The sequence below is a fragment of the Streptomyces sp. NPDC049887 genome, assembly GCF_040656535.1.
GTDB lineage: Bacteria > Actinomycetota > Actinomycetes > Streptomycetales > Streptomycetaceae > Streptomyces.
In genome coordinates, this window is the sequence record NZ_JBFAMM010000024.1 from 35,484 (window position 1) to 56,475 (window position 20,992).

A 20,992-nucleotide genomic window follows, 5' to 3' on the forward strand; every position below is an offset into this window, starting at 1 on the left:
CGTAGCCGGGCCCGTGATGCCGCCCCCCCGTGCGGGCACTCTCCTCCCCGCGGGCCAGGGGATCCCGAGGGCGAGGGGGTGGCCCGCCTCGCCCTTGGGATCCCGACGCGCCGGAGCCGCTCCCCCTTCCGGAGGGACGCGGCTCCGGCGTGCGTTGCGCGTTCGGACAGTGCGTCAGACGCCGGACCTGACGAGTTCCTCGCCCGTACCCGTGGTGACCCTGACCGGTGGGGTGCCGGTCCCGGTGTGCCGTTGCCTCCAGTTCTCCAGCGCGGAACGGCAGGCGTGGTCGAGGTGGTGGAGGCCGGAGACGTCGAGTTCGACGGGCCGGTCCCGGGGGAGGGCCTCCAGGTTGTCGAGTATCTTCGGCAGCCGCAGGAAGGTCGCGTTGCCGGAGAGGTACGCCTGGACGGGGCCGGCGCCCTTGTCGACGACCTCCAGCCTGACGTGGGAGGTCTCCCAGGCCGTCTTGACGACCGACAGGGCCAGGCCGATGAGTACACCCTCGAACATGCTGACGGCGACGATCGCCGTGGCGGTGACGACGAGGACGAGGGCCTCGCCGCGATTCTCCCGCCAGAGCCCGGCGAGTGCGCGAACGGGGACGAGCTTGGCACCGGCATGGACCAGGGCCCCCGCGAGAGCGGGGATCGGGATGCAGGCGAGGACGTCCGGCAGGAGCGCGGCGAAGAGCAGCAGCCACACACCGTGCAGGACACGCGACGCCTTGGTGCGCGCGCCCGACCGGACGTTGGCCGCGCTGCGCACGATCACCGCGGTCATGGGCAGGGCGCCGAGGACGCCGCACACGGCGTTGCCCGCACCCTGGGCGACGAGCTCCCTGTCGTACGCGGTGCGTGGGCCGTCGTGCATGCGGTCCACGGCCGCCGCGCTGAACAGGGACTCGGCGGACGCGATCAGGGTGAACGCGGCGACCGTGCCGAGCAGGGCGAGGGTGCCGAGACTCCCGAATTCACCCAGCGGCGGCGGCTGGACGGCGTCGAGGAGGCCCTTGACCTCGACGGTGGTCACGTCGACGCCGGGCAGCAGGGTGACGAGGGCCGCCAGTCCGACGGCGGCGAGCGGGCCGGGCACCCTGCGCACCGGCCGTGGCATCCGCCGCCACAGCACCAGGACGGCGACGGTGCCGGCGCCGATGCCGAGGGAGACCGCCGCCCTGCCGTCCTGGGCGACCCCGGCGAGGGCCGAGGGCAGGCCGGCGAGCTTGCCGATGCCGGAGCCAGGAGCCTCGGCGCCGATGACGGAGTACATCTGCCCGGCGATCAGTACCAGGCCGATCCCGGCGAGCATGCCCTCGACCACGGAGAGGGAGATCGCGCGGAAGCAGCGGCCCAGCTTCAGGGCGCCCATGAGCATCTGGAGCACACCGGTGACCAGGACGACGACGCCGAGGGCGGGGAGGCCGAACTCCTGGACCGCCTCGAGGACGAGGACGGTCAGGCCCGCTGCCGGGCCGGACACCTGGAGGCTGCTGCCCCTCATGAGGCCGGTCACCAGACCGCCCACGATGCCCGTGACCAGGCCGAGTTCGGCCGGGACACCGGAGGCGACGGCGACACAGACGCACAGCGGCAGGGCGACCAGGAAGACCACCAGTGAGGCGGCGAAGTCATGCCTCAGATATGGATACTTGCGCTCGCGGGCCGGTGCGGCGTCCGTTCCGGCGCTCGTGCCCGTGCTCACGACCGGCCTCACAGCGCCTCGAACGCGTCGGATTCCGGGCGGTGTTCGCGCACGGCACCGGTGTGGACCTCGTAGTACCAGCCGTGGAGAGTCAGGGTGCCGTCGGCCAGACGCTTCTCCACGCACGGGTAGGAACGCAGGCGCAGCAGCTGGGACAGGACGTGGTGGGTGACCGCGCGTTCCACACACGGGTCGCCGGGGTCGGCGGTGTCCGGTGCGCCGGCCGCGTGGGCGAGCCAGTCACGTACGGCGGGCACGCCGTCGAGGTCGTCGCCGCGCACCAGGGCGCCGACGGCGCCGCAGTGCGAGTGGCCGCAGACCACGATGTCACGGACGCCGAGGACCTCCACGGCGTACTCGATGGTGGCGGTCTCGCTCGCGGGGTGGGCGGAGCCGTACGGGGGCACGATGTTGCCCGCGGTGCGCAGCTCGAAGAGATCGCCCGGACGCGCCCCGGTGATCAGGGCCGGGACGACCCGGGAGTCGGAACAGGTGATGAACAGGACCTGGGGGGACTGGCCCCGGCCGAGCTCGGCGAACTCCTCAGGGCGCTGTCCGAACGTGCGGGCGTTGTCGATGAGGGGCTGCATGGGCTGCATGGCGGTACTCCTCCTGGCGCGCCGTGGGGGTGGCGCGTCGGACGGTCAGGACAGGGTGGTGCCGGACTCGGCCGCTGTCAGCAGCGGAAGACCTGAAGGACCGCGGGGGCGTGGGCGGTCGGGCGTCTCCCGCGTCTGGACGAAGTGCCCGCGGCGCTGCCGCCGCCCGCCCCCGAGCCGGTCGCGCGGACGGCACCTCCAGGTGGTGGTGCCGGACCCCGGCGCGCCGAGTCGCCCGCGGCGACGCGGTGGCGGTCGCGGGTGGGCGAGGGGTCTCCCGGCCGTCCGGACGGGGTGCCGTCGTCACAGGCGGGGCGCGTCGTCCTGTCGGAGGCCGGGGCAGGGGCCCGCCGGCGTCGGCCTCGGCGCGGACGGCCGGCTGATGCTCCGTCATCGACCGGGCCTGGGGCGGCGACTGCGGAGGGTGGGGGGTGAGGGATGCCGGCAGGACCAGGGGGAAACCCGGCGCGAACAGGACGAGCAGGGCGACGACGATGGCCGAGCCCGCGGTCCGGGTCGTCATACGTGTGCTCATGCGCCCCCTTCGTCCGTGCGCGTCCAGCCCAATGGCAGGCCAAAAGACAGGTCAACAACTGGTCAAGGCATACGGTATCCAGGGGAAGTTGTTTGCAGTGTTAACTCGGGGTTGCGGAACGGAGAGCGCCCGAAAAAGGTCGTTCGGCTGTCGGGAAAAGGCTGTTGGCCTGGAGCTTTCACTGCATGCCAGGGGCGTGCGCGATGGCTCCGTGCGCCCCCGAGGTGTTCGATGGTTGCACCTGGAAGTGATGCGGCGGGCGCGAAGGGCGGCTGCTCCGCCGGGCCGCCGGCCCCGTCCGGGTGGCGGCGCCCGCGTCGCGCTCGGCAGGGCGCGCCGGCCCGCTCCGGTGCGCCGTCCACGCGCAGCGCCACCGGCTCCGCGGCACGGCCGGGGGCGTCCTCCCGCACCGGCCCGGGGCGGTGGGGTACGCCGAGGGGCGCTGCGGGAACGCCGACGGGGCGGCGTACGCCGACGCGGTGCCGGGGTACGCCGCCTTGGTCGCGGAACGGCCGCGGGAGGGCCGCGGCCACGGCTGTCGGGCTCGGGACCGGCTCTGCCCGCGCTACTTCGGGTCGCGGCCGAACAGGGACGTGGACCAGAAGTGGCCGAGCACGGCCAGGCCCAGGCACCAGGTGACGGCGAGCCATCCGTTGTGCCCGATCCCGGTGCCGAGCAGCAGACCGCGCAGGGTCTCGATGGCGGGGGTGAAGGGCTGGTATTCGGCGAACGGCCGGAACCAGCCCGGCATCGTCTCCACCGGCACGAACGCGCTGGAGAGCAGCGGCAGGACCATCAACGGCACGGCGTTGTTGCCGGCCGCCTCGGCGTTGGGGCTCGACAGGCCCATCCCGACCGCGATCCAGGTGAGTGCCAGGGAGACGAGCGCCAACAGCCCCACGGCCAGGACCCACTCCAGGGCCGTGGTGTCCACCGCGCGGAAGCCGATGGCCACGGCGACGGCCCCGACGAGGACCACGCTCGTCACGCACTGCAGCACGCTGCCGACGACGTGCCCGACGAGCACCGATGCGCGGTGGATCGCCATCGTGCGGAACCGGGCGATGATGCCCTCGGTCATGTCGTTGGAGACGGACACCGCGCTGCCGATCGTGGTGCCGCCGATCGTCAGCAGCAGGATGCCGGGGACGACGTAGGCGATGTAGTCCGAGCGGTCCGCACCGTCACCGCCGATGCCCGCGCTCATCGCATCGCCGAAGACGTAGACGAAGAGCAGCAGCAGCATGACCGGCGTGAGCAGCAGATTCAGGGTGAGGGACGGGTAGCGTCGGGCGTGCAGGAGGTTGCGGCGCAACATCGTGGTGGAGTCGCGCAGGGCGAGGGGCAGGGAGTTCATCGGAGGGTCTCCTCGTTCTGGCGGGGGACTTCGGCGCCTGCGGTGAGGGCGAAGAAGACGTCGTCGAGGTCGGGTGTGCGCACGGTCAGTTCGTCGGCCTCGACACCGGCCGCGTCCAGTCGGTCGAGGACGGCGCGCAGTTCGCGCTGGCTGCCGTCGCTGGGGAGCCGCAGGGTGAGGGACTCCTCGTCGGGGGCGGCCTCGTGCAGTGCGGACGCGGCGCTCCGGTACGCCAGGGGGTCGGTGAAGCGGAGCCGGACGTGTCCGCCGGGGACGATCCGCTTCAGCTCCTCCGCGGTGCCCTCCGCGGCGATCCTGCCGTCGTTGAGCACGGCGATGCGGTCGGCGAGCTCGTCGGCCTCCTGCAGGTACTGGGTGGTGAGGAAGACGGTGACCCCGTCGGAGACGAGCTCGCGGATGATCTTCCACATGTTGTGCCGGGAGCGCGGGTCGAGACCGGTGGTCGGCTCGTCGAGGAAGATGATCCGAGGGTCGCCGACCAGGGTCATGGCGATGTCGAGGCGGCGCCTCATGCCGCCGGAGTAGGTGGAGGCGGGCTTCGTCGCGGCCTCGGTGAGGTCGAAGCGCTCCAGCAGCTCGGCGGTGACCCGCCGCCCCTCGTGCCTGGGGAGGTGGTGCAGGTCCGCCATGAGGAGCATGTTCTCCTCTCCGGTGATCAGCCCGTCGACCGCGGAGAACTGCCCGGTGACGCCGATGGCGGCGCGCACGGACTGCGGGTCGCCGGCGAGGTCGTGGCCCGCGACCCGGGCCTGCCCGCCGTCGGCCGTGACGAGCGTGGAGAGGATCTTCACGGTGGTGGTCTTTCCGGCGCCGTTCGGGCCGAGCAGCGCGAACACGGACCCGGCCGGGATGCGCAGGTCGATGCCGTCGAGGACGGTCTTGTCACCGTAGGACTTGCGCAGGCCGACGGCGGAGACGGCGGTGGGCGAAGGGTCCTGGCTGGATGTGGGCATGACAGATGAAGGCACGGGGCCCTCCGTTCGAAGGCTGGAGTGTCAGGGGACGTCGGTGCGTCGGTGTGTCGGGCCGTTCCTCGGATGTCAGGACGTGGCGTGCCGGATGTCGATGTTGCCGTGCCGGGTGCGGGCACGGACCTCGACGCTGCCCTCGGTCTGCTCCGGGGCCTCGGACGCGGAGAGCGTGTTGCGCACCTGGCCGGACCTGGAGCTGACATCCAGCCAGGCGGCCGTGCCCTCGCGGACGCCGACCTCGATGGCGCCGTGGGCGGTCTCCAACTGGACGGTTCCGCGAGCCACTTCCCCCACGCGCAGCGCGCCGTGGGCGGTGGTCGCGGTCACCGAGTCCCCGGCGCGCCGGACCTCGATGTCGCCGTTGGCGCCCCGCACCCGCAGCTCGCCGGTCACGGCCCCGACGGTCGTGTTGCCGTGCGAGTTCTTCAGCACCGCGGGGCCGTCGACGAGCCCTACCCGCAGACTGCCGGAGCTGGTGGTGATCTCCGCCGCGCCCTCGACCCGGTCAACGGTGATCGAGCCGTGCGACGCGGTCAGCTTCAGCGGGCCGGTCGTATCGAGGCGGACGTCACCGGACGAGGTCTTCACCCGGACATCGCCGAGCCGGCCCTCGCCGAGCACCTGGACCCAGGCGCCGGTCACATCGAGGCGCGATCCCTCGGGCAGTTCGACCGTCACGTCGACGGTCCCGGTGCGGCCGAACAGATTGGGCTTGGGCGTCCTGACGGTCAGTTCGCCGCTCGCGTACACGACCTCGGTCTGGTCGGCCGTCCTTACGTCCTGGTCCCGCTTCGGGTCACGCGGCCGCACCTCGACGACGGTGTCGAGGCGGTCGGCCGCGGTGAACCGGATGGAACCGGCGTCCACGTGGGCCGTGGCCGAGATCGTGTCGGGAGTGGCGAAAGAAGGCATGGTTGTCCCGTCCTCTTGGGTCTCCAGGACGTCCCAGCTGGTGGGACGTGGTGTGGGTGAAGTGGTGCGGGTGAAGTGGTGAGGCGGGCGCGCGTCAGCGCACCCAGCCCGTGAAGCTCTGTCCGACGGTCTGGGTCCTTCCGGTCGCACGCGGCCGGTTGCCGCTGTCGACCGCGGCCGCCACGGCGCGCACCAGCCACGCGTTGACCGAGAGCCCCTCGCGGTTCGCGGCCTCCTCGGCGCGGGCCTTGAGGTGGGCCGGCAGGCGCAGATTGACGCGGGCGGTGCCGCCCTCGTCGCCGTCGGCCGGTGCCGGGGGTGTGAAGGTCTCGGCAGGTGCGTCCGGCTCCGCCGGGACCCCGCCGTCGGTGGGGGGCGACATCACCACGAACTCGGGGTCGAGCCCGCGCAGCCGTACGTCGACGGAGCCGGGGGCGAGCTCGCGGGTGATCTCGTCCATCGCGGCGGAGAGCACCTTGAGCAGGGTCAGCCGGGTCGCCGACTCCAGAGGGGCGGTGAGTCTCCCGGCCAGCTCGCGTGCTTCGTCGCCGCCGGCTTCGGCGGCCACCGCGAGTTCGCGGCGGAGGTTGTCGACATAGGGGGTGAGGTCCATGGCGCAATAATGGCACCACTTTGGCTCAGTGCGCAAGCCCGGTGGTGCCATGTGGGGGTGGGGTTGCTGGCGCTGCTGCCTTGAGCTGCGGAAAGGCGTGCCGGAGGGTCGGGCTCCGTGTGGCGACGTATCTGCTTTTGCAGGGCTGCCGGTGGTGGGGTGGCATCGTTTGGTGCCACATAGTGCCGTTCTAGCGCCATCTGGCGCGGGGTGGTGCCATGGAGAGCAGTGGGGTCCGGTCCTCCGAGCGCAGCGGAACCCGCCCTGCAACGCCCGGCAGATCCGCGTCGTGGGTGCGGGACGCCGGGTGGCTGGCGGCTGCGCCCAGGATCCCGGGCCGCGGACGCGCTCACCGGGACGCAAGGGTGCGGATGGGCCGCCCGGCGGGCACCCGCCGCCCGGACGGTTCCCGTTCTGTGATCTTCCGGCGGGCAACCCTGCGCACCGCCTTCCGGTCCAACTCCCGCCGCGTCCTGCGCGGGCCACCCGTCCCCCTCACCCCCAGAGGTCGCTGCAGATGAGTCGTCCTTCCGCACCCCGGCCCTCGTCCGTCGGCCGCACTCCCGCGGTCACCGGCGGGCAGCCCGCCCGATCGCGGGCGCCGTTGAGCGCCGTGTGTCTGGTGGCGCTCGTTCTGGGTGCCACCGCCTGCGCTGGTGCGGACGGCGCCGCGGTGTCCCCGGCCGACACCGGCTCGCCGTCGCCCTCGCCCTCGACGGCAGCCGCGACCGTGAGTCCGGCCGCTTCCCCGTCCCCCTCGGCGGCGTCCCCGAGCGCCTCCACGTCGCGCACGGCGGCGCCCGTGCGTTCGACCGCCCCCAGCCGGGCGGCGAAGCGGCCCGGGGCGGGCGGCGGGCAGACGTCACGTCCTGGGTCGGGCGGACAGCGGGACGACTCCCAGGGCGAGCAGCGGAACGTCCCGCAGAACCCCAACCGCGGTACCGACCCGCCGCCGGCCCCGCCGCGGCCCGAGCCCACGCCGCAGTGGAGCGATGCCGTCTGGCAGCCGGGCGACCCGGTCGAGGAGCGGTAGAGGCGGAGCGGGAGGAGCGCCGCGCGAAGTGCACCGTCGGCACGGTCCGAGCGGTCGCCCTCCCGGGGGCGACGCGGAGGCGATGCGCTCGGCCACGTGGCGGAACAAGCGTCGAGCCGCCGCGTCCCACGTCAGCGGGTACCGACAGCGGGTTCCACTGACGCGCGGTCGACGTCCGGACCCCTCATCCTGCCCCCGCGCGCAGTCATAGCGTCGTGCGCCGTGCACGCCTCCGTGCGCCCTTTTCGTGCTCCGGAGCGTAAGGGGCGCACTCCGCTTGTGGGGAGCGCTCCTATGCCTCCCCGGGCGCGACTACTCATCCGATGCGGGGGCACCGGCTGTACGTACTGACCGTTGGTGTCCGGCCGATCACGTTGCGCGGCAGGGCGGTTGAGGGGGGGGCGAGCCGTGATTCGGGTACTGCTGGTGCACGACAGCTGTCTGATGCGGTCAGCGCTTACGGCGTTGCTCGGGCGGGAGCACGACCTGGAGGTGAGCGAGTCGTCGTGGCGGGCGGCCGTCGGGCAGGTCCGTTCCCTGCGGCCGCACGTGTGCATCGTGGACGTCGAGTGCCCGGGCGCGGCGATGCTGGGCAGCCTGATCGGCCTGGCCCGGCGTGCGACCGGGTCGGCCGCGGCGCTCCTCGTGCTCGCCACCGGCACCAGACCCGGTCTGCTGCGCCGCGCCTTCGACGCCGGAGCCCTCGGGTACGTCAGCAAGGACGCGGGCCCGCAGCGATTACTCGACGGCATCAGGCAGGTGGCAGCGGGCGAGCGGTTCGTCGACGAGTCGCTCGCCTTCGGCTTCCTCCAGGCTGCGGAGATGCCCCTGACGTCGCGTGAACTCAGCGTCCTGCGCATGGCCGCGGAAGGCGCGACGATCGCCGAGATCGCGCGCGCTCTGCACCTGTCCCACGGGACCGTACGCAACTACATGTCCGCGATCACCCGCAAGACCGGAGCCCGCAACCGGGTCGACGCCATACGGATATCCCAGCACGCCGGCTGGGTCTGAGCGTCGCCGACCGGGCCGGCGGGGCGGCACCGCCGCTCATGCCTGCCAGTGCCCCACCAGATCGCGATACGTCTCGGAGCGTTCGAGCAGTTCCTCGTGGCGCCCGGCCGTCGCCGTCACCCCGTCGAGAACCAGGACGCGGTCCGCGCGACGTGCCGACGAGAGCCGGTGGGCGATCACCAGCAGCGTTCCCGGCCGGTCGGCGAAGGCACGTTCGGCACGGGCCTCGGCCGCCGGGTCCAGATGGCAGGTCGCCTCGTCCAGCAGGACGAGGCGCGCGGGGGCGAGGTACGCCCGCGCCAGGGCGACCAGTTGGCGTTCACCCTCCGACAGGGCCGCGGGATCGATCCGGGCGTCCAGAGCGCCCGGCCCGTGTGCCACGCGGTCGAGTCCGACGGCGCGTACCGCGGCCTCCACGGAGGCCGTCGGCGCCCCGTCGGGGCACAGGTACAGCAGATTGTCCCGCAGGCTGCCCCCGAACACGTAGGCCTCCTGCGGGATCAGCACCCGCCCGGCCGCGAACACGTCCCGGTCCGGACGGTGCACGGGCCTGCCGCCGATCAGCAGCTGCCCGCGGTCCGGTTCCAGCAGCCCGGCGACCAGCCCGAAGAGAGTGGACTTGCCGATACCGCTCGGGCCGACGACGGCGAGGTGCTCACCCGGCTCCACCAGCAGATCGAGACCGTCGATCACGGGCATCGCACCGGGGCCGTAGGAGAAGGAGAGGGACCGGAGTTCCAGGCGCGGTGCCGTGCCCCCGGACTCCCCTGGCGGTCTCACCGGCGGAGCCGGATGCCCGGGGACCGCGACCGCGCCGTGCGCCCTCGCGCGCGAGGGCGCACAGGACGCCGCCCGGCCCTCGGCGGCCCCGGCGGACGTCGAGCCCGGTGCAGGGGGCTCGCCGGGGCCGGTGAGCCGGTCGAGGATCACCAGCAGCCGGGTGCCGGCCGCGCCCAGGCCGGTCATCAGGGTGTTCAGGGCCGGCAGCAGCGCCTGCGTCAGGTAGGTGAGAGCGCCGAGCAGCTCCCCGGCCGTGACCCCCCGGTCCAGCAGCCAGGGCGCGGTGGCCAGGAGCAGGACGACGGGCGCCTGCCCGGCCAGCCCGAGTGCGAGGGTCCGCACTGCGGCCCACCGGGCGAGCGCCCCCGCGGCCCGGGTCTGCGCGTCGATCAGCGAGCCGGCCGCATCCTCGGTGCGGGCCTCCGCACCGCAGGCGACGACGTCCCGGAGCCCGGCGACGTCGGAACCGAGCCGGGCGGCGAGCTCCTCGTCGGTGCGCAGGAAGTCCCGCTGCCGGGCCGCCATCGGACGCAGCGCCGCGGTGAAGAGCACGAGCCCGGCTGCCAGCGGCGGCAGCACGACCACCAGCAGCGCGGGCGCCAGTGCCGCGAGGCCCGCCACGACGCCCGCGGCCGTGAAGACGAAGGACCTGGTCACCATCACCAGCCCGGCGAAACCGTCCCGTGCCGCCTCCGTCTGATGGGTGAGCCGTGAGACGGCCGCATGGCCGGTGGGACTCCGCCACCCGGCGACCGCGGCGGACAGGGCCGAGGAGACGACCCGGCGGACGAGGCCGTCGCGCAACGGCTCCACGAGGTCGGCGAGACGGCGGAACACGCGTTCCGTGGCGGCTCCCCCGGCGACGACCGCGGCTGCGGCCACCGCCAGCCAGACGAGCCCCACGCCCGGACGCCCGGCGAGGAACCCGCGGTCCAGCGCCGCCGCCACGGCGTACCCGCCGAGGAAGGTCTGCGCGGACTCCAGCAGCGACCAGCCGCCGAGGCGCAGGAGGACGCCGCGCCGCCGGGCGAGGAACGGGACGGCCTGCCGCAGTGTCCTGTGCAGCGCCCCCCGCACGGGACCGGTCGGCGGGTGCGCGGCGGCGCCGTCGTCCGGTCCCGTGCCCCCCGCACCGGGCCGGATCGCACCGCCCGTCGCCGACGGCGCCGCTCCCGCGGCCGTCCGCTCCCGCCCCGCGGCCGTCATGACGTCCCGCCCGTCTGCTCGTGGCCCTCCGCCGGCGTGCTCACCGGTTCAGGTCCTTCCGGCCGGTCGTTCGGCGTCGTGCGGTTCTCGGGAGAGTGGTTCGGCGTCGTGCGACCGTCGCGCGAGGTGCCGTCGCCGGGGCACGCGCCGCCCGGCGCGTCGTCCGCTCCTGCCTCGTCCGCCCCCGCGGTGGCGGGCAGTTGGTCCGGCGCTTCGCCGGGTGCGGCGAACACGGCACGGTACTCGGGCAGCGCCCACAGCGCGGCATGCGGACCGACCGCCCTGACGCGGCCGCCGTCGAGCCATGCGACGAGGTCGGCCCGCGCCGCCGACGAGACCCGGTGGGCGACGACGAGACGGGTGCCGGGCCGCACCTGGTGCAACAGGGCCCGCGCTACCTGGCGTTCGGTGACGCTGTCCAGGCTCGACGTGGCGTCGTCGAGGACGAGTAGTCGTCCGGCATGGGCGAAGGCCCTTGCGAGACCGAGTCTTTGAGCCTCGCCGCCGGAGAGCGGGGCACGGGTCAGCGGTGTGGCGTAGCCGTCCGGCAGCCGGTGCACGAAGGCGTCCGCGCCCGCCGCCCGGGCGGCGGCGACGACCTCGGACGCGGGCGGTTCGCCGGGTCCGAAGGCGATGGCCTCCCGGACGGTCGTGCCGAACAAGGCGGGCCGCTCGAACGCGTACGCCACCTCCCGGCGCAGGACTTCGCGTTCGACCTCCGCCACGGGGACGCCGTCCAGGAAGACGGTGCCGGTGTCCGGGTCGTCCAGACGTCCGGGAAGCCGGGCCAGGGCCGTCTTGCCCGAGCCCGACCGGCCCACCAGGGCCAGTGTGGCACCACCCGGCACGACCAGGTCGACGCCCCTCAGCACGGTCCGGCCGTCGCGCACCACCGAGACATCGCGGAACTCCAGCCGACCCGGACCGTCGGCGGGAAGCCCCCGTGTTCCGTACGCGACGACGGGTGCGGCCATTGCCTCGGCGGTGCGCCGCGCCGCGGCCCGGCCGCGCAGCAGGCCCGACAGCTGCCCGACGACGGCACCGACGCCCGCGGCCAGGGCCGCGTAGCGGAGTGCCGCCAGCAGTTCGCCGACGCTCATGTCCCCTGCCGCCACGCGCAGCCCGCCGACCGCGAGCACTCCGGTCTCCAGCAAGGGCAGCAGCACCGCGCCGCGGGCGACGGCGCGGCCGTAGACATGCCACATGTGCCGCCCCCTGGCGGCGAGTTCCGGCAGTGGGGCCAGTATGCGCGCGCGTTCCCGCTCCCATGTGCCGGCGGCGGCGACGGTGCGGGCTCCGGAGAGTGCCTCGACCAGACGGGCGGCGATGTTCCCCTGGACCCGCTGGTACTCGGCCACCCCGGCGGAGGTCTCGCGGGTGAACGCGCGGACGAGCAGCAGCAGCAGCGGGGCTCCCGCCACGAAGACGGCACCCGTCCACAGATCGGTCACGGCGAGCGCGATCAGTGCGCCGAACGGCAGTACCAGGGCCGGTACGGCGGCCGCGGCGGTCGCGGGTGCCGCGGCGGCCTCCGTCGCGTTCGCCGTCAGCCGGGTCACGAGGTCCCCGCCGGTGAACCGCCCGGCCGCCCTGGGCCCGGCGGCGAGCACCCGGCCCAGGGCACGGCGGCGGATGCGCGCGGCGGAGACCGCGGTGAGCGTGCCGGTGAGGTACGCGGAGGCGGCGTCGCACAGGATGTCCGCGACGACGAGTGCCGCGCAGAGCGCCAGCCACGGTCCGGCCTCCGCCGCGCCGGCGAGGACGAGGTCCAGTGAGCGGCCCAGCAGGGCGGGCAGGGCGATGGCGGCGCCCGCCGAGAGCAGGCCCGTCACGACGAGCGCCGCGGTCCGTCCGGCGGATGCCCGGACCGCGCCGGTCAGCAGCGAGCGGGCGGCGTCGCCGGACCCGGACGGCCCGTCGACGCCACGGGTGCGTTCACCGGCCACGGCCGCCGGACGTTGGGTGGTCATGGGCGCTCCCTCGTCGTCCGAGCCGGAAGGTCCCGGGCGAAGGAACCGCCCGGGACCGTTCGGACTGTGTCACCGGCGTCGCACGGACTGCCCGCGCGACGACCGGGTCAGTTGCAGGTGGTGACGCTCAGGCTGCTGTCGCCGCAGAGCAGCAGGCTCGCGCGGCTGCCGCCGCCGGTGGCGATCTCGTCCGTGAGCTCGTCCTTGGGGGTCTCCATGCTCTGCAGGTCGAGAAGCGACATGATGGTTTTCCTCTCTTGGGGACGGAATGTGCCTTGCCATGACCTCCGATGACCGGAGGTCAGCTCTGGGGGCCGTTCGCACGGCCGGGCGGAACGGGCGGAAGGAAGGGCAGTTGCACCGGGGCGTCGTCCAGCGCGGCGCCGAGGGCCAGCAGACAGCCCGCCGTTCCCGTGGCGAGATCCATGGAGAGCCGCATCATCTGCTCGCCGGGGAAGGCGAGACGGCCCTCGTACGGCAGGGCGTGCCAGGACAGGACACCGATCTGCCGAGCCAGGTCGGCCCGTGAGGTGCCGGGCCCGGACGCGGCCGTCCGGCTCAGGTGAAGCACCATGCCGGCGGCGCCCCGGAAGAGGCCGGGCTGCGCGTAGAACTTCGCCTGCGCGGCTCGTACGATCTCCTGCCGCGCCCGGGTGAAGCGGTCGTCGTCGCCGTGCACGAGCCAGTCGTCGAGCACCATGCCGATGCCCGCGCTGCCCGCACCGAGATAGGGCATGGTGCGCCAGCCCTCGTCGACCTGGAGCGCTCCGCCCGCGCCGTGGACGCAGCGGTCCAGATCGCGATGCAACGCATCGGCGGCGAGGCCGAGCAGGGCCCGATCGCCGGTCCGTTCGTACAGGCGAAGATGCAGCAGGGCCGGGCCGGAGGCGCCGTGGAGCAGCCCGGCCCGGTGCCGGGCGGGCCGGGGGTCGTCCGCCGCCGCGGCACGGGCGACGAGCCGGCCGCAGCGGAGCGCGGCGTCCCGCAGCGAACTCTCGCCGGTGGACTCGGCGAGCGCGTCGAGAGCGAGGCCGATACCCGCGAGACCGCTGTGCAGATCCGGCCCCATGGCCGTCCAGTCCTCGGCGAGGACGAGGTCCACCAGGTCCATGGCCGCCGCCCGGTGCCCGAGGCGGTCCAGCGTCCAGGCGATGCCGGTGAGCCCGTCGTAGAAGCCGAGAGGGGTGCCGGACGCCGGGCGGCGCACGGTGCGCAGCAGCCACTCCTCGGCCTCGGGCCAGGCTCCGCAGCCGGTCTCGGCCAGCGCGTACAGCACTCCGGCCGTGCCATGGGCGAAGCAGGCGCCGCCCAGGGGACCGGCGAACTGGGCTATGTCCCCGGGCAGACAGCGGTCCTCCCGCCCGAAGCGGGCAGAGGCGCGGATGGCCTCCGTCATCGAGTCGCGGCTGTTCGGCCAGTCGCCCGGCTCGACGGGAAGGTATTCCGGCGCGTGCGTCCCGGCCGGTTTCGCGCGGGGCACCGCGGCCGGTTCCGCGGAGGGTCCAGCGGGAGGGGCCTCGGCCGGTTCCGCGGTCGACGTCACGGCCTGGTTCCCGGGCGGCGCCGTGGAGGGGCTTCCGGAGCCCGGGGCGGGCGGGAGGCCGCGGGTGATCTCCGCGACGGCCGCGTCCAAAAAGGCACGGTCCACGGGGAAGTTCTCGGCCACGATGTCCGCCAGATGGGCCGCCTTCGCCCGGTCCACGGCGAACAGGCTGGTCAGCGGAAGGAACAGGGCGAGACGCAGGCAGGCGAGGGCGTACCGGTCGACATCGGCGCCCCTGCGGTCCGCGGGAGCCACGAAACCGGGGTTGGCGATGACCTGCCGGCGGTTCTCACCGATCGGCGCGGCCGCCTCGAAGTCCAGCAGCACCACGGACGACTCGTCCTCGGAGACCATGATGTTGAACAGGTGCAGGTCGTTGAAGACCACTCCCCGCTCGTGGACCCGTGCCACCGCGTCCTCCACCAGCCGGTGGATGCGCAGCGCCCACTCCGTGTAGGCGGTGAGGGCGCGGTCGCCCGGGTTCTCCTCGATCAGTGGATGGCGTCGGGCGAAGAAGCTGTTGAGCGGCCGGCCCTCGATGTGCTCCAGGACGAGGAAGCGATGGTCACCGAGCGTGAACCAGTCCAGCACCTCCGGTGTGCAGTCGAGCCCGGACAGGCGCTCCAGCGCGTCCTTCTCCCGTTCCAGCCGCGTCACCGCGTCCGCGCCGTCGGCCGCCAGCCCGGCGTGCGGCCGGCCCTCCTTGAGCACGACCCGTCTGCCCGTCCGGTCGTCCCGGCCGACGTAGACGCCGCCGCCGTTGGAGAAGTGCAGGGCACGTTCGACGGTGTAGGGGATGCCGTCGGTGGTGGTGGCCGCCCGTGCCGCCGCGTGCGGGCGGAGGAAACCGGGCAGCGTGACCCACTCCGGCACGTGGAAGGAGGGCCCCCTGACATCCGGGACGAGCCGCCCCGAGCCGTCCTCGACGGCGGGCCGTAACTCCCCCTGGTCGTCGCGGCAGTGGCGCTCCGTGAAGCTCCCGTACCGCACGAAGACGGGCCCGGCTCCCCAGCGCAGATCACTCAGGATGTACGGTCCGGGCTCCCCGGCCAGGAGGGCGTCGAGGTCCTCGGCGACGGTCCGGCACTGCGCGTCGTCGGCGGGGTAGACGGTGATGAACTTGCCGCTCCCCGCCCGGTCCGCGTACTTGGCGTTGCGGATGTGCAGCAGATGCCGGCTCGGTACGAACTTGAAGGCGATGTCCCTGGGCACGCAGTAGTCCCAGACCTGGGCGAGCACCTTCTCCGCGTTGTCGAGGCAGGCCGAGACGTGGATCTTCCAGCCCTGCGCGGGCAGGTGGCTGTCGATCGGACGGTACGCGAGCCAGTCGCCCTTGCGGTGCCGTTGCCAGCCCGCGGGTGCCCCGCGCCGCGCCGCCTCGTACAGCCTGCCCGGTCCTTCACCGTCCTCGGCGAGCCGGTGGGGGGCGTCGTAGAACGTCCGGTCGGCGTCGCAGTAGACGGCGTACCCCTTGTTCATCTCGTCCCCCCTGTGGCCGGTTTCGACGCCCCAAACACTGACACGGGCCAGAGGGGCCCCGACAGTCACAACTGCCACCAAGGAACCGTGAGGAACTCACGAGTAGCCAGAGGGGGCAAGGCGCAGGGCAGCCGGCCGGTCCGGGGCGTCCGACACCGCGCCTCGACGACGTCGAGCCCGGTGCCGGACGACCGGCACGGCCCGGGCGGGGTCCGGGCTCAGTCCGCCACGAGGACCACTTCCAGGGTCCGGGGCCCGTGGACGCCCTCGACCCGGTCCAGCTCGATGTCGCTCGTCGCCGACGGGCCGCTGATCCACGTCAGCGGACGGGACGGGTCCAGCCGCCCGAGAGCCTGCGGCACCGAGTCGACCACCTGCTCCGGGACCCGTACGACACAGATGTGGTGGTCCGGTACGAGCGTGATGCGGCGTCGGCCCTGCGCCGGGCCGCCGTCCAGCACGATCGTGCCGGTCTCGGCGATGGCGACGGCGCAGCCGGTGACGACGCTGTCCACCGCGTCGAGCTCCCGCGGAGTGCCCAGCGCCCGGTCGGCGATCCGCACGGGGTCCGCGGCCGCCAGCCACCGCGGTGGCAGACCGTCGGGCACCAGCACCGACGCGGACCCGCGCTCCGCCAGCAGCCGGGCGAGGTGCCCCGCCAGCCCGTCCGCTGAACAGCGGTGCACGAGCGCCCGGTAGTCCGCCAGGTTCTCGGCGAGCAGGTCCGCCCTCTGCTCGGGCGTGCGTGTGCCGTGGACGCGCAGGTAGTCGCGGGCGACCGGCACGTCACCGGGCCGTTCCCCCCGCGGTACGTCCGCCAGGGCGCGGCGGACCCGGCCGAGCACCGTGTCCCTGCTGCTCACTCGGCGCCCTTCCCCCGGGTGCGCTGCCACCAGTCGCGGAACGGCTCGGCCGGCACCTCCGGCACCGCCCGGGTGTCCGTCCAGGCCCGGCCGGGCCCCGGCAGGTGCTCCGGGTGCAGCCGACGGGTGCGCGCGGCGAGCCGCTGGGCCGCGCGCAGCACGCCCGGGTGGTCGAACGTCCAGCGGGCGGCGCGCATCGCGGCACGCTCGGCGGCGTGGCCCTTCGCCGGGCGGATGACGACCTTCCTTCCGCCGCGGGTCACCGGGCCGCCCTCGACGACCCGTTCCCGCAGGTGCACCAGCACCTCCGGGATGTCGATGGCGACCGGGCACACCTCGTAGCAGGCGCCGCACAGCGACGAGGCGTACGGCAGCGAGGCGTCCAGCTCGCTGTCCGTGCCGCGCAGTTGGGGCGTGAGGACGGCGCCGATAGGGCCCGGGTAGGCGGATCCGTAGGCATGGCCGCCGGCCCGCTCGTACACCGGGCAGACGTTGAGGCAGGCCGAGCAGCGGATGCAGCGCAGCGCCTGGCGTCCCACCGGGTCGGCGAGGGCGTCGGTGCGGCCGTTGTCGAGCAGTACGAGGTGGAACGCGCGCGGGCCGTCGCCGTCGGTGGTGCCCGTCCACATGCTGGTGTACGGATTCATCCGCTCGGCCGTGGAGGAGCGGGGGAGCAGCTGCAGGAACACCTCCAGGTCCCGCCATGTCGGTACGACCTTCTCGATGCCGACGACGGAGATCAGTGTCTCGGGGAGCGTGAGGCACATCCGCCCGTTGCCCTCCGACTCGACCACCACGAGGGTGCCGGTCTCGGCGACCATGAAGTTGGCGCCCGAGACGGCGACCTTGGCGCGCAGGAACTTCTCCCTCAGGTGCAGCCGGGCCGCCTCGGCGAGGTCGGCGGGCCGGTCGGTCAGCCCGTCCGGGGCGGGCCGGCCCCAGTCGGCCATCCTCTCGCGGAAGATGTCGCGGATCTCGGAGCGGTTGCGGTGGATGGCGGGGACGAGGATGTGCGACGGGAGGTCGTCGCCGAGCTGCACGATCAGCTCGGCGAGGTCGGTCTCGCAGGCGGTGATCCCGGCCTCCGCCAGCGCGTCGTTGAGCCCGATCTCCTGTGTGGTCATCGATTTGACCTTGACGACCTCGGTCTCGCCGGTGGCGCGGACGAGCCGGGTGACGATGTCGTTCGCCTCGGCGGCGTCGGCCGCCCAGTGGACGTGGCCACCCGCAGCCGTCACCGCGCGCTCCACCTGCTCCAGATAGTGGTCGAGGTGGCGCAGCGTGCGGGTCTTGATCGCGGCGCCGGCGGCACGCAACCGCTGCCAGTCGTCGAGTTCGGCGACGGCCACGGCACGTTTGTCGCGGATGGTGCGCGTCGCGTGGCGCAGATTGCCTCGCAGGGTGGCGTTCCGGGTGGAGCGGGCCGCGGCCTCGGGGAAGGCGGGCATGCCGAGATACGTGCCGCCGCTCATCGAGGGTCCTTGCGCGTGCTCGCGAGGATTTCGGCGATGTGTACCGGGCGGACCGCCGACCCGAGGCGGGTGAGCGTGCCGCCGATGTGCATCTGGCAGGAGTTGTCGACGGTGCACACCGCGTCAGCGCCCGTCGAGGCGATGTTGCGGGCCTTGTCGGCCCCCATCGCCGCCGAGACGGCGGCGTTCTTGACGGCGAAGGTGCCGCCGAAGCCGCAGCATTCCTCGGCGCCGGGCAGCTCGCGCAGCTCCAGGCCCTCCACCCGCTCCAGCAGCCGGCGCGGCCGGTCGCCGAGGCCGAGCATCCGCAGCCCGTGGCACGTGGGGTGGTAGGTGACGGTGTGCGGGTAGTACGCGCCGACGTCCACGACCTGGAGCACGTCGACCAGGAACTCGGTCAGCTCGTACGTCTTCGGCACCGCGCGGGCAGCGGCCTCGGCGAGCTCCCGGCCGCGGCCCTCGGCGGCGGCCTTCGCCCCGATGCGCGGGTAGTTGTCGCGGACCATGGCGGCGCAGGAGCCGGAGGGCGTGACGACGTAGTCGTAGGCGTCGAACGCGGTGACGTAGCGGCGCACCAGCGGTTCGGTCTGGTGCCGGTAGCCGGTGTTGAACTGCGGCTGCCCGCAGCAGGTCTGCGCCGGTGGGAAGTCCACCTTCGCACCGAGCCGCTCCAGGAGGGTGACGACGGCCCGGCCGGTGCCCGGGAAGAGCGTGTCGTTGACGCAGGTGACGAAGAGCGCGACCCGCATGGCTGTCCCTCCTCGGCGGCCCCGGCCCGGGCATCGGCTGCGGCGCCCGGGTCGACTCCCGCCCCGGCCCGGGCTCCGTGGGACGGGCTCGGGCCCGCTGCTCCCAGGCCCGGACCTCACCGGTCGCTTCGTGGTGCCGTAGCTCCCGAGTCTCGCACAGGGTGCCCCGGAGCTCGGGCACACCGCCGATGACATGTCGGCCGTACGGGTCCGTACTAAGGAGGCCCGAGCGCGGTGGCGTCCCGGGGCCGGTCGCGGCGGGCGGCCCCGGGCACCGGCCGCAGCCGGCCGACGCGGAACCGGGCCCCGCGGCGGCGAGCGCCGGGACGCCGCGTGCCCCGCCCGCCCGGGTGCCGAAGGTGGCGGGGAGGCCGCGTCGCGTGCACGTCCCCGGTGCGCCGCGCGGGAGAGCGTCACGGGACGCGGCTGAGCGGACGGCCCCGGCCGAGAGGCTGCAGGGGTGCCCCCATCAGGGGGACGATGGGGCTGCGGCCGAGTGGCCCCGGGCCGGGGCCGCGCCGCACTCCGGTGCGCAGGTCGCGGTGCGGGCAGTGAGGAGGACTGGTATGTGCGCGACCAGGTCCTGGACCGATCCCACGGCGGGGGAGCTGGCTCCGACCGCCTCCGGCGGGCTGCTCGACCTGCTGGGTGTGGCGGCCGTGCTGCTCGACGCCGACGGAAGGATCGATCTCTGGAGCCCCCAGGCGGAGAGCCTGTTCGGCTACAGCGCCGAGGAGGCCCTGGGCCGGTTCGCCGGCCGGCTGATGGTCCACGAGGAGGACCTGGAATCCGTGCTGGGCATCTTCGCGCAGGTCATGGAGGGCGGGGACAGCTGGGCCGGCGCCTTTCCGGTACGGCACAAGGACGGCGGTTCTCGGCTGGTGGAGTTCCGCAACATGCGGCTCATGGACGACCAGGGCGACTTCTACGTCCTGGGGCTGGCCGCCGACCAGACGACGCTCCGGCGGGTCGAACGGGACCTGGCCCTCTCCGCCCGCCTGGTGTCGCAGTCGCCGATCGGACTGGGTGTGCTGGACACCGACCTCCGCTACATCTCGGTGAACCCCGCCGAGGAGCGCATGAACGGCGTTCCTGCCGCCGAGCACGTGGGCCGGCACGTCCACGAGGTGCTGCCGTTCCTGGACGCGTCCTTCGCGGCGACGATGCGCCAGGTGCTGGTGACCGGCACCCCGGTCCTGGACCAGTACACCGTCGGCAGGACCCCGGCGGACCCGGAGAACGAGCACGCCTGGTCGATCTCCTTCCACCGGCTCGAAGCCCCCAACGGAACGGTGCTGGGCGTGGTGACGTCGAGCGTGGACGTCACCGAGCGGCACCGCGCCGTACAGGAGCAACGACGCACGGTGCTCGCCCTCCAGCGCAGCCTGCTGCCCCTCGCACCGCCGCCGCGACCGGGCCTGGCGGTCGCGTCCCGCTACCGGCCCGCCCGAGCCGCGGTGGAGATCGGCGGGGACTGGTTCGACGTCATCGCGCTCGGCGGCGACAAGACCGCCCTCGTCGTCGGTGACGTCATGGGGAGCGGCGTGAGCGCCGCCGCCACCATGGGGCAGCTCCGAACCGCCACCCGCACTCTCGCCTGTCTCGACCTCGACCCCGCGGAGGTGCTCGGTCACCTCGACCGCATCACCGAGGAGCTCGCGCAGGAGACCATCGCCACCTGCGTCTACGCGGCCTACGACCCCCGCACCGGCCAGTGCCACATGTCCCAGGCCGGCCATCTGCCCGCCGCCCTCCTCCATGCCGACGGGACACGGGAACTGCTCGATCTGCCCACCGGCACCCCGCTGGGAGTCGGAGGGGGCGACTTCCACGCCGCCACGGTCGCCCTCGACCCGGGCGACCAGCTCGTCCTGTACACCGACGGTCTGGTCGAGAGGCGGGACCAGCCCATCGACGCGTGCCTGGACAACCTGCTCGCCCTCCTGGACGACCCCGAGCGCTCTCCGGACGACACCTGCGATGTGCTGCTTCGCACCCTGCGCCCTCCCGGTGACCACGACGACGTGGCGCTGCTCGTGGCCCGGGTCCTGCACTCCGTGCCCGGTGCGGAGGCCGTGCGGCCGCCCGCCCCGGGGAACGAGGAACACGGCCCGGGCGCGCGCGCCCGGCCGCGGGAGCGGTGAGACCGGGCTCCGGTTCCCCACGGCGGG

17 protein-coding genes are annotated in these 20,992 nt (G+C 73.9%); 3 read left to right on the top strand and 14 right to left on the bottom strand.

Annotation, left to right across the window (positions count from 1 at the left end; translation table 11 throughout):
* Positions 1-174: 174 nt before the first annotated feature.
* The 7 genes from AB0J10_RS25670 to AB0J10_RS25700 all read right to left on the bottom strand — a co-directional run bounded on the left by AB0J10_RS25670 (position 175) and on the right by AB0J10_RS25700 (position 7,504).
* Complete coding sequence (locus AB0J10_RS25670) at positions 175-1,704, bottom strand: SulP family inorganic anion transporter (RefSeq protein WP_363064816.1); 1,530 nt, start codon at positions 1,702-1,704, stop codon at positions 175-177.
* 8 nt (positions 1,705-1,712) lie between these two features.
* Positions 1,713-2,294, bottom strand: a complete 582-nt coding sequence (locus tag AB0J10_RS25675; RefSeq protein WP_363064887.1) for a carbonic anhydrase — start codon at positions 2,292-2,294, stop codon at positions 1,713-1,715.
* Between the two features lie 1,109 nt (positions 2,295-3,403).
* Entirely contained in the window at positions 3,404-4,195 is a 792-nt protein-coding gene (locus AB0J10_RS25680) for an ABC transporter permease (protein ID WP_363064817.1), read from the bottom strand.
* A complete protein-coding gene (locus AB0J10_RS25685) occupies positions 4,192-5,169 on the bottom strand; it encodes an ATP-binding cassette domain-containing protein (RefSeq protein WP_363064888.1) in 978 nt (325 codons plus the stop codon). Before AB0J10_RS25685 ends, AB0J10_RS25680 begins: the two co-directional genes overlap by 4 nt.
* Positions 5,170-5,256: 87 nt before the next feature.
* Complete coding sequence (locus tag AB0J10_RS25690; protein ID WP_363064818.1) at positions 5,257-6,099, bottom strand: DUF4097 family beta strand repeat-containing protein; 843 nt, start codon at positions 6,097-6,099, stop codon at positions 5,257-5,259.
* A 94-nt stretch (positions 6,100-6,193) separates the two neighbouring features.
* A complete protein-coding gene (locus tag AB0J10_RS25695) occupies positions 6,194-6,712 on the bottom strand; it encodes a hypothetical protein (protein WP_363064819.1) in 519 nt (172 codons plus the stop codon).
* A 495-nt stretch (positions 6,713-7,207) separates the two neighbouring features.
* Positions 7,208-7,504, bottom strand: a complete 297-nt coding sequence (locus tag AB0J10_RS25700; RefSeq protein WP_363064820.1) for a hypothetical protein — start codon at positions 7,502-7,504, stop codon at positions 7,208-7,210.
* 10 nt (positions 7,505-7,514) lie between these two features.
* Between AB0J10_RS25700 and AB0J10_RS25705 the strand changes: the two genes are divergently transcribed.
* Complete coding sequence (locus AB0J10_RS25705) at positions 7,515-7,745, top strand: hypothetical protein (protein WP_363064821.1); 231 nt, start codon at positions 7,515-7,517, stop codon at positions 7,743-7,745.
* Positions 7,746-8,153: 408 nt separating this feature from the next.
* Positions 8,154-8,759 (top strand): response regulator transcription factor, encoded by a 606-nt coding sequence (locus AB0J10_RS25710; protein ID WP_363064822.1) that lies wholly within the window; start codon positions 8,154-8,156, stop codon positions 8,757-8,759.
* 36 nt (positions 8,760-8,795) lie between these two features.
* Here AB0J10_RS25710 and AB0J10_RS25715 read toward each other — a convergent pair whose 3' ends face one another.
* The 7 genes from AB0J10_RS25715 to AB0J10_RS25745 all read right to left on the bottom strand — a co-directional run bounded on the left by AB0J10_RS25715 (position 8,796) and on the right by AB0J10_RS25745 (position 18,821).
* A complete protein-coding gene (locus AB0J10_RS25715; RefSeq protein ID WP_363064823.1) occupies positions 8,796-10,745 on the bottom strand; it encodes an ABC transporter ATP-binding protein in 1,950 nt (649 codons plus the stop codon).
* Complete coding sequence (locus AB0J10_RS25720) at positions 10,742-12,715, bottom strand: ABC transporter ATP-binding protein (RefSeq protein WP_363064824.1); 1,974 nt, start codon at positions 12,713-12,715, stop codon at positions 10,742-10,744. Before AB0J10_RS25720 ends, AB0J10_RS25715 begins: the two co-directional genes overlap by 4 nt.
* Positions 12,716-12,822: 107 nt before the next feature.
* On the bottom strand, positions 12,823-12,957 hold the full coding sequence (locus tag AB0J10_RS25725; protein WP_093652864.1) for a SapB/AmfS family lanthipeptide: 135 nt from the start codon (positions 12,955-12,957) through the stop codon (positions 12,823-12,825).
* A gap of 59 nt (positions 12,958-13,016) precedes the next feature.
* On the bottom strand, positions 13,017-15,737 hold the full coding sequence (gene lanKC, locus AB0J10_RS25730) for a class III lanthionine synthetase LanKC (RefSeq protein ID WP_363064825.1): 2,721 nt from the start codon (positions 15,735-15,737) through the stop codon (positions 13,017-13,019).
* A 218-nt stretch (positions 15,738-15,955) separates the two neighbouring features.
* The gene (locus AB0J10_RS25735; RefSeq protein WP_363064826.1) at positions 15,956-16,600 is read right to left on the bottom strand and encodes a lactate utilization protein C; all 645 of its coding nucleotides are present in this window, start codon (positions 16,598-16,600) and stop codon (positions 15,956-15,958) included.
* A complete protein-coding gene (locus tag AB0J10_RS25740; protein WP_363064827.1) occupies positions 16,597-18,072 on the bottom strand; it encodes a lactate utilization protein B in 1,476 nt (491 codons plus the stop codon). Before AB0J10_RS25740 ends, AB0J10_RS25735 begins: the two co-directional genes overlap by 4 nt.
* Positions 18,069-18,821, bottom strand: coding sequence for a (Fe-S)-binding protein (locus AB0J10_RS25745; RefSeq protein ID WP_363064828.1), 753 nt, complete (start codon positions 18,819-18,821; stop codon positions 18,069-18,071). Before AB0J10_RS25745 ends, AB0J10_RS25740 begins: the two co-directional genes overlap by 4 nt.
* A 566-nt stretch (positions 18,822-19,387) precedes the next feature.
* Here AB0J10_RS25745 and AB0J10_RS25750 point away from each other — a divergent pair.
* Complete coding sequence (locus tag AB0J10_RS25750) at positions 19,388-20,965, top strand: SpoIIE family protein phosphatase (protein WP_363064829.1); 1,578 nt, start codon at positions 19,388-19,390, stop codon at positions 20,963-20,965.
* Positions 20,966-20,992 lie beyond the last annotated feature (27 nt).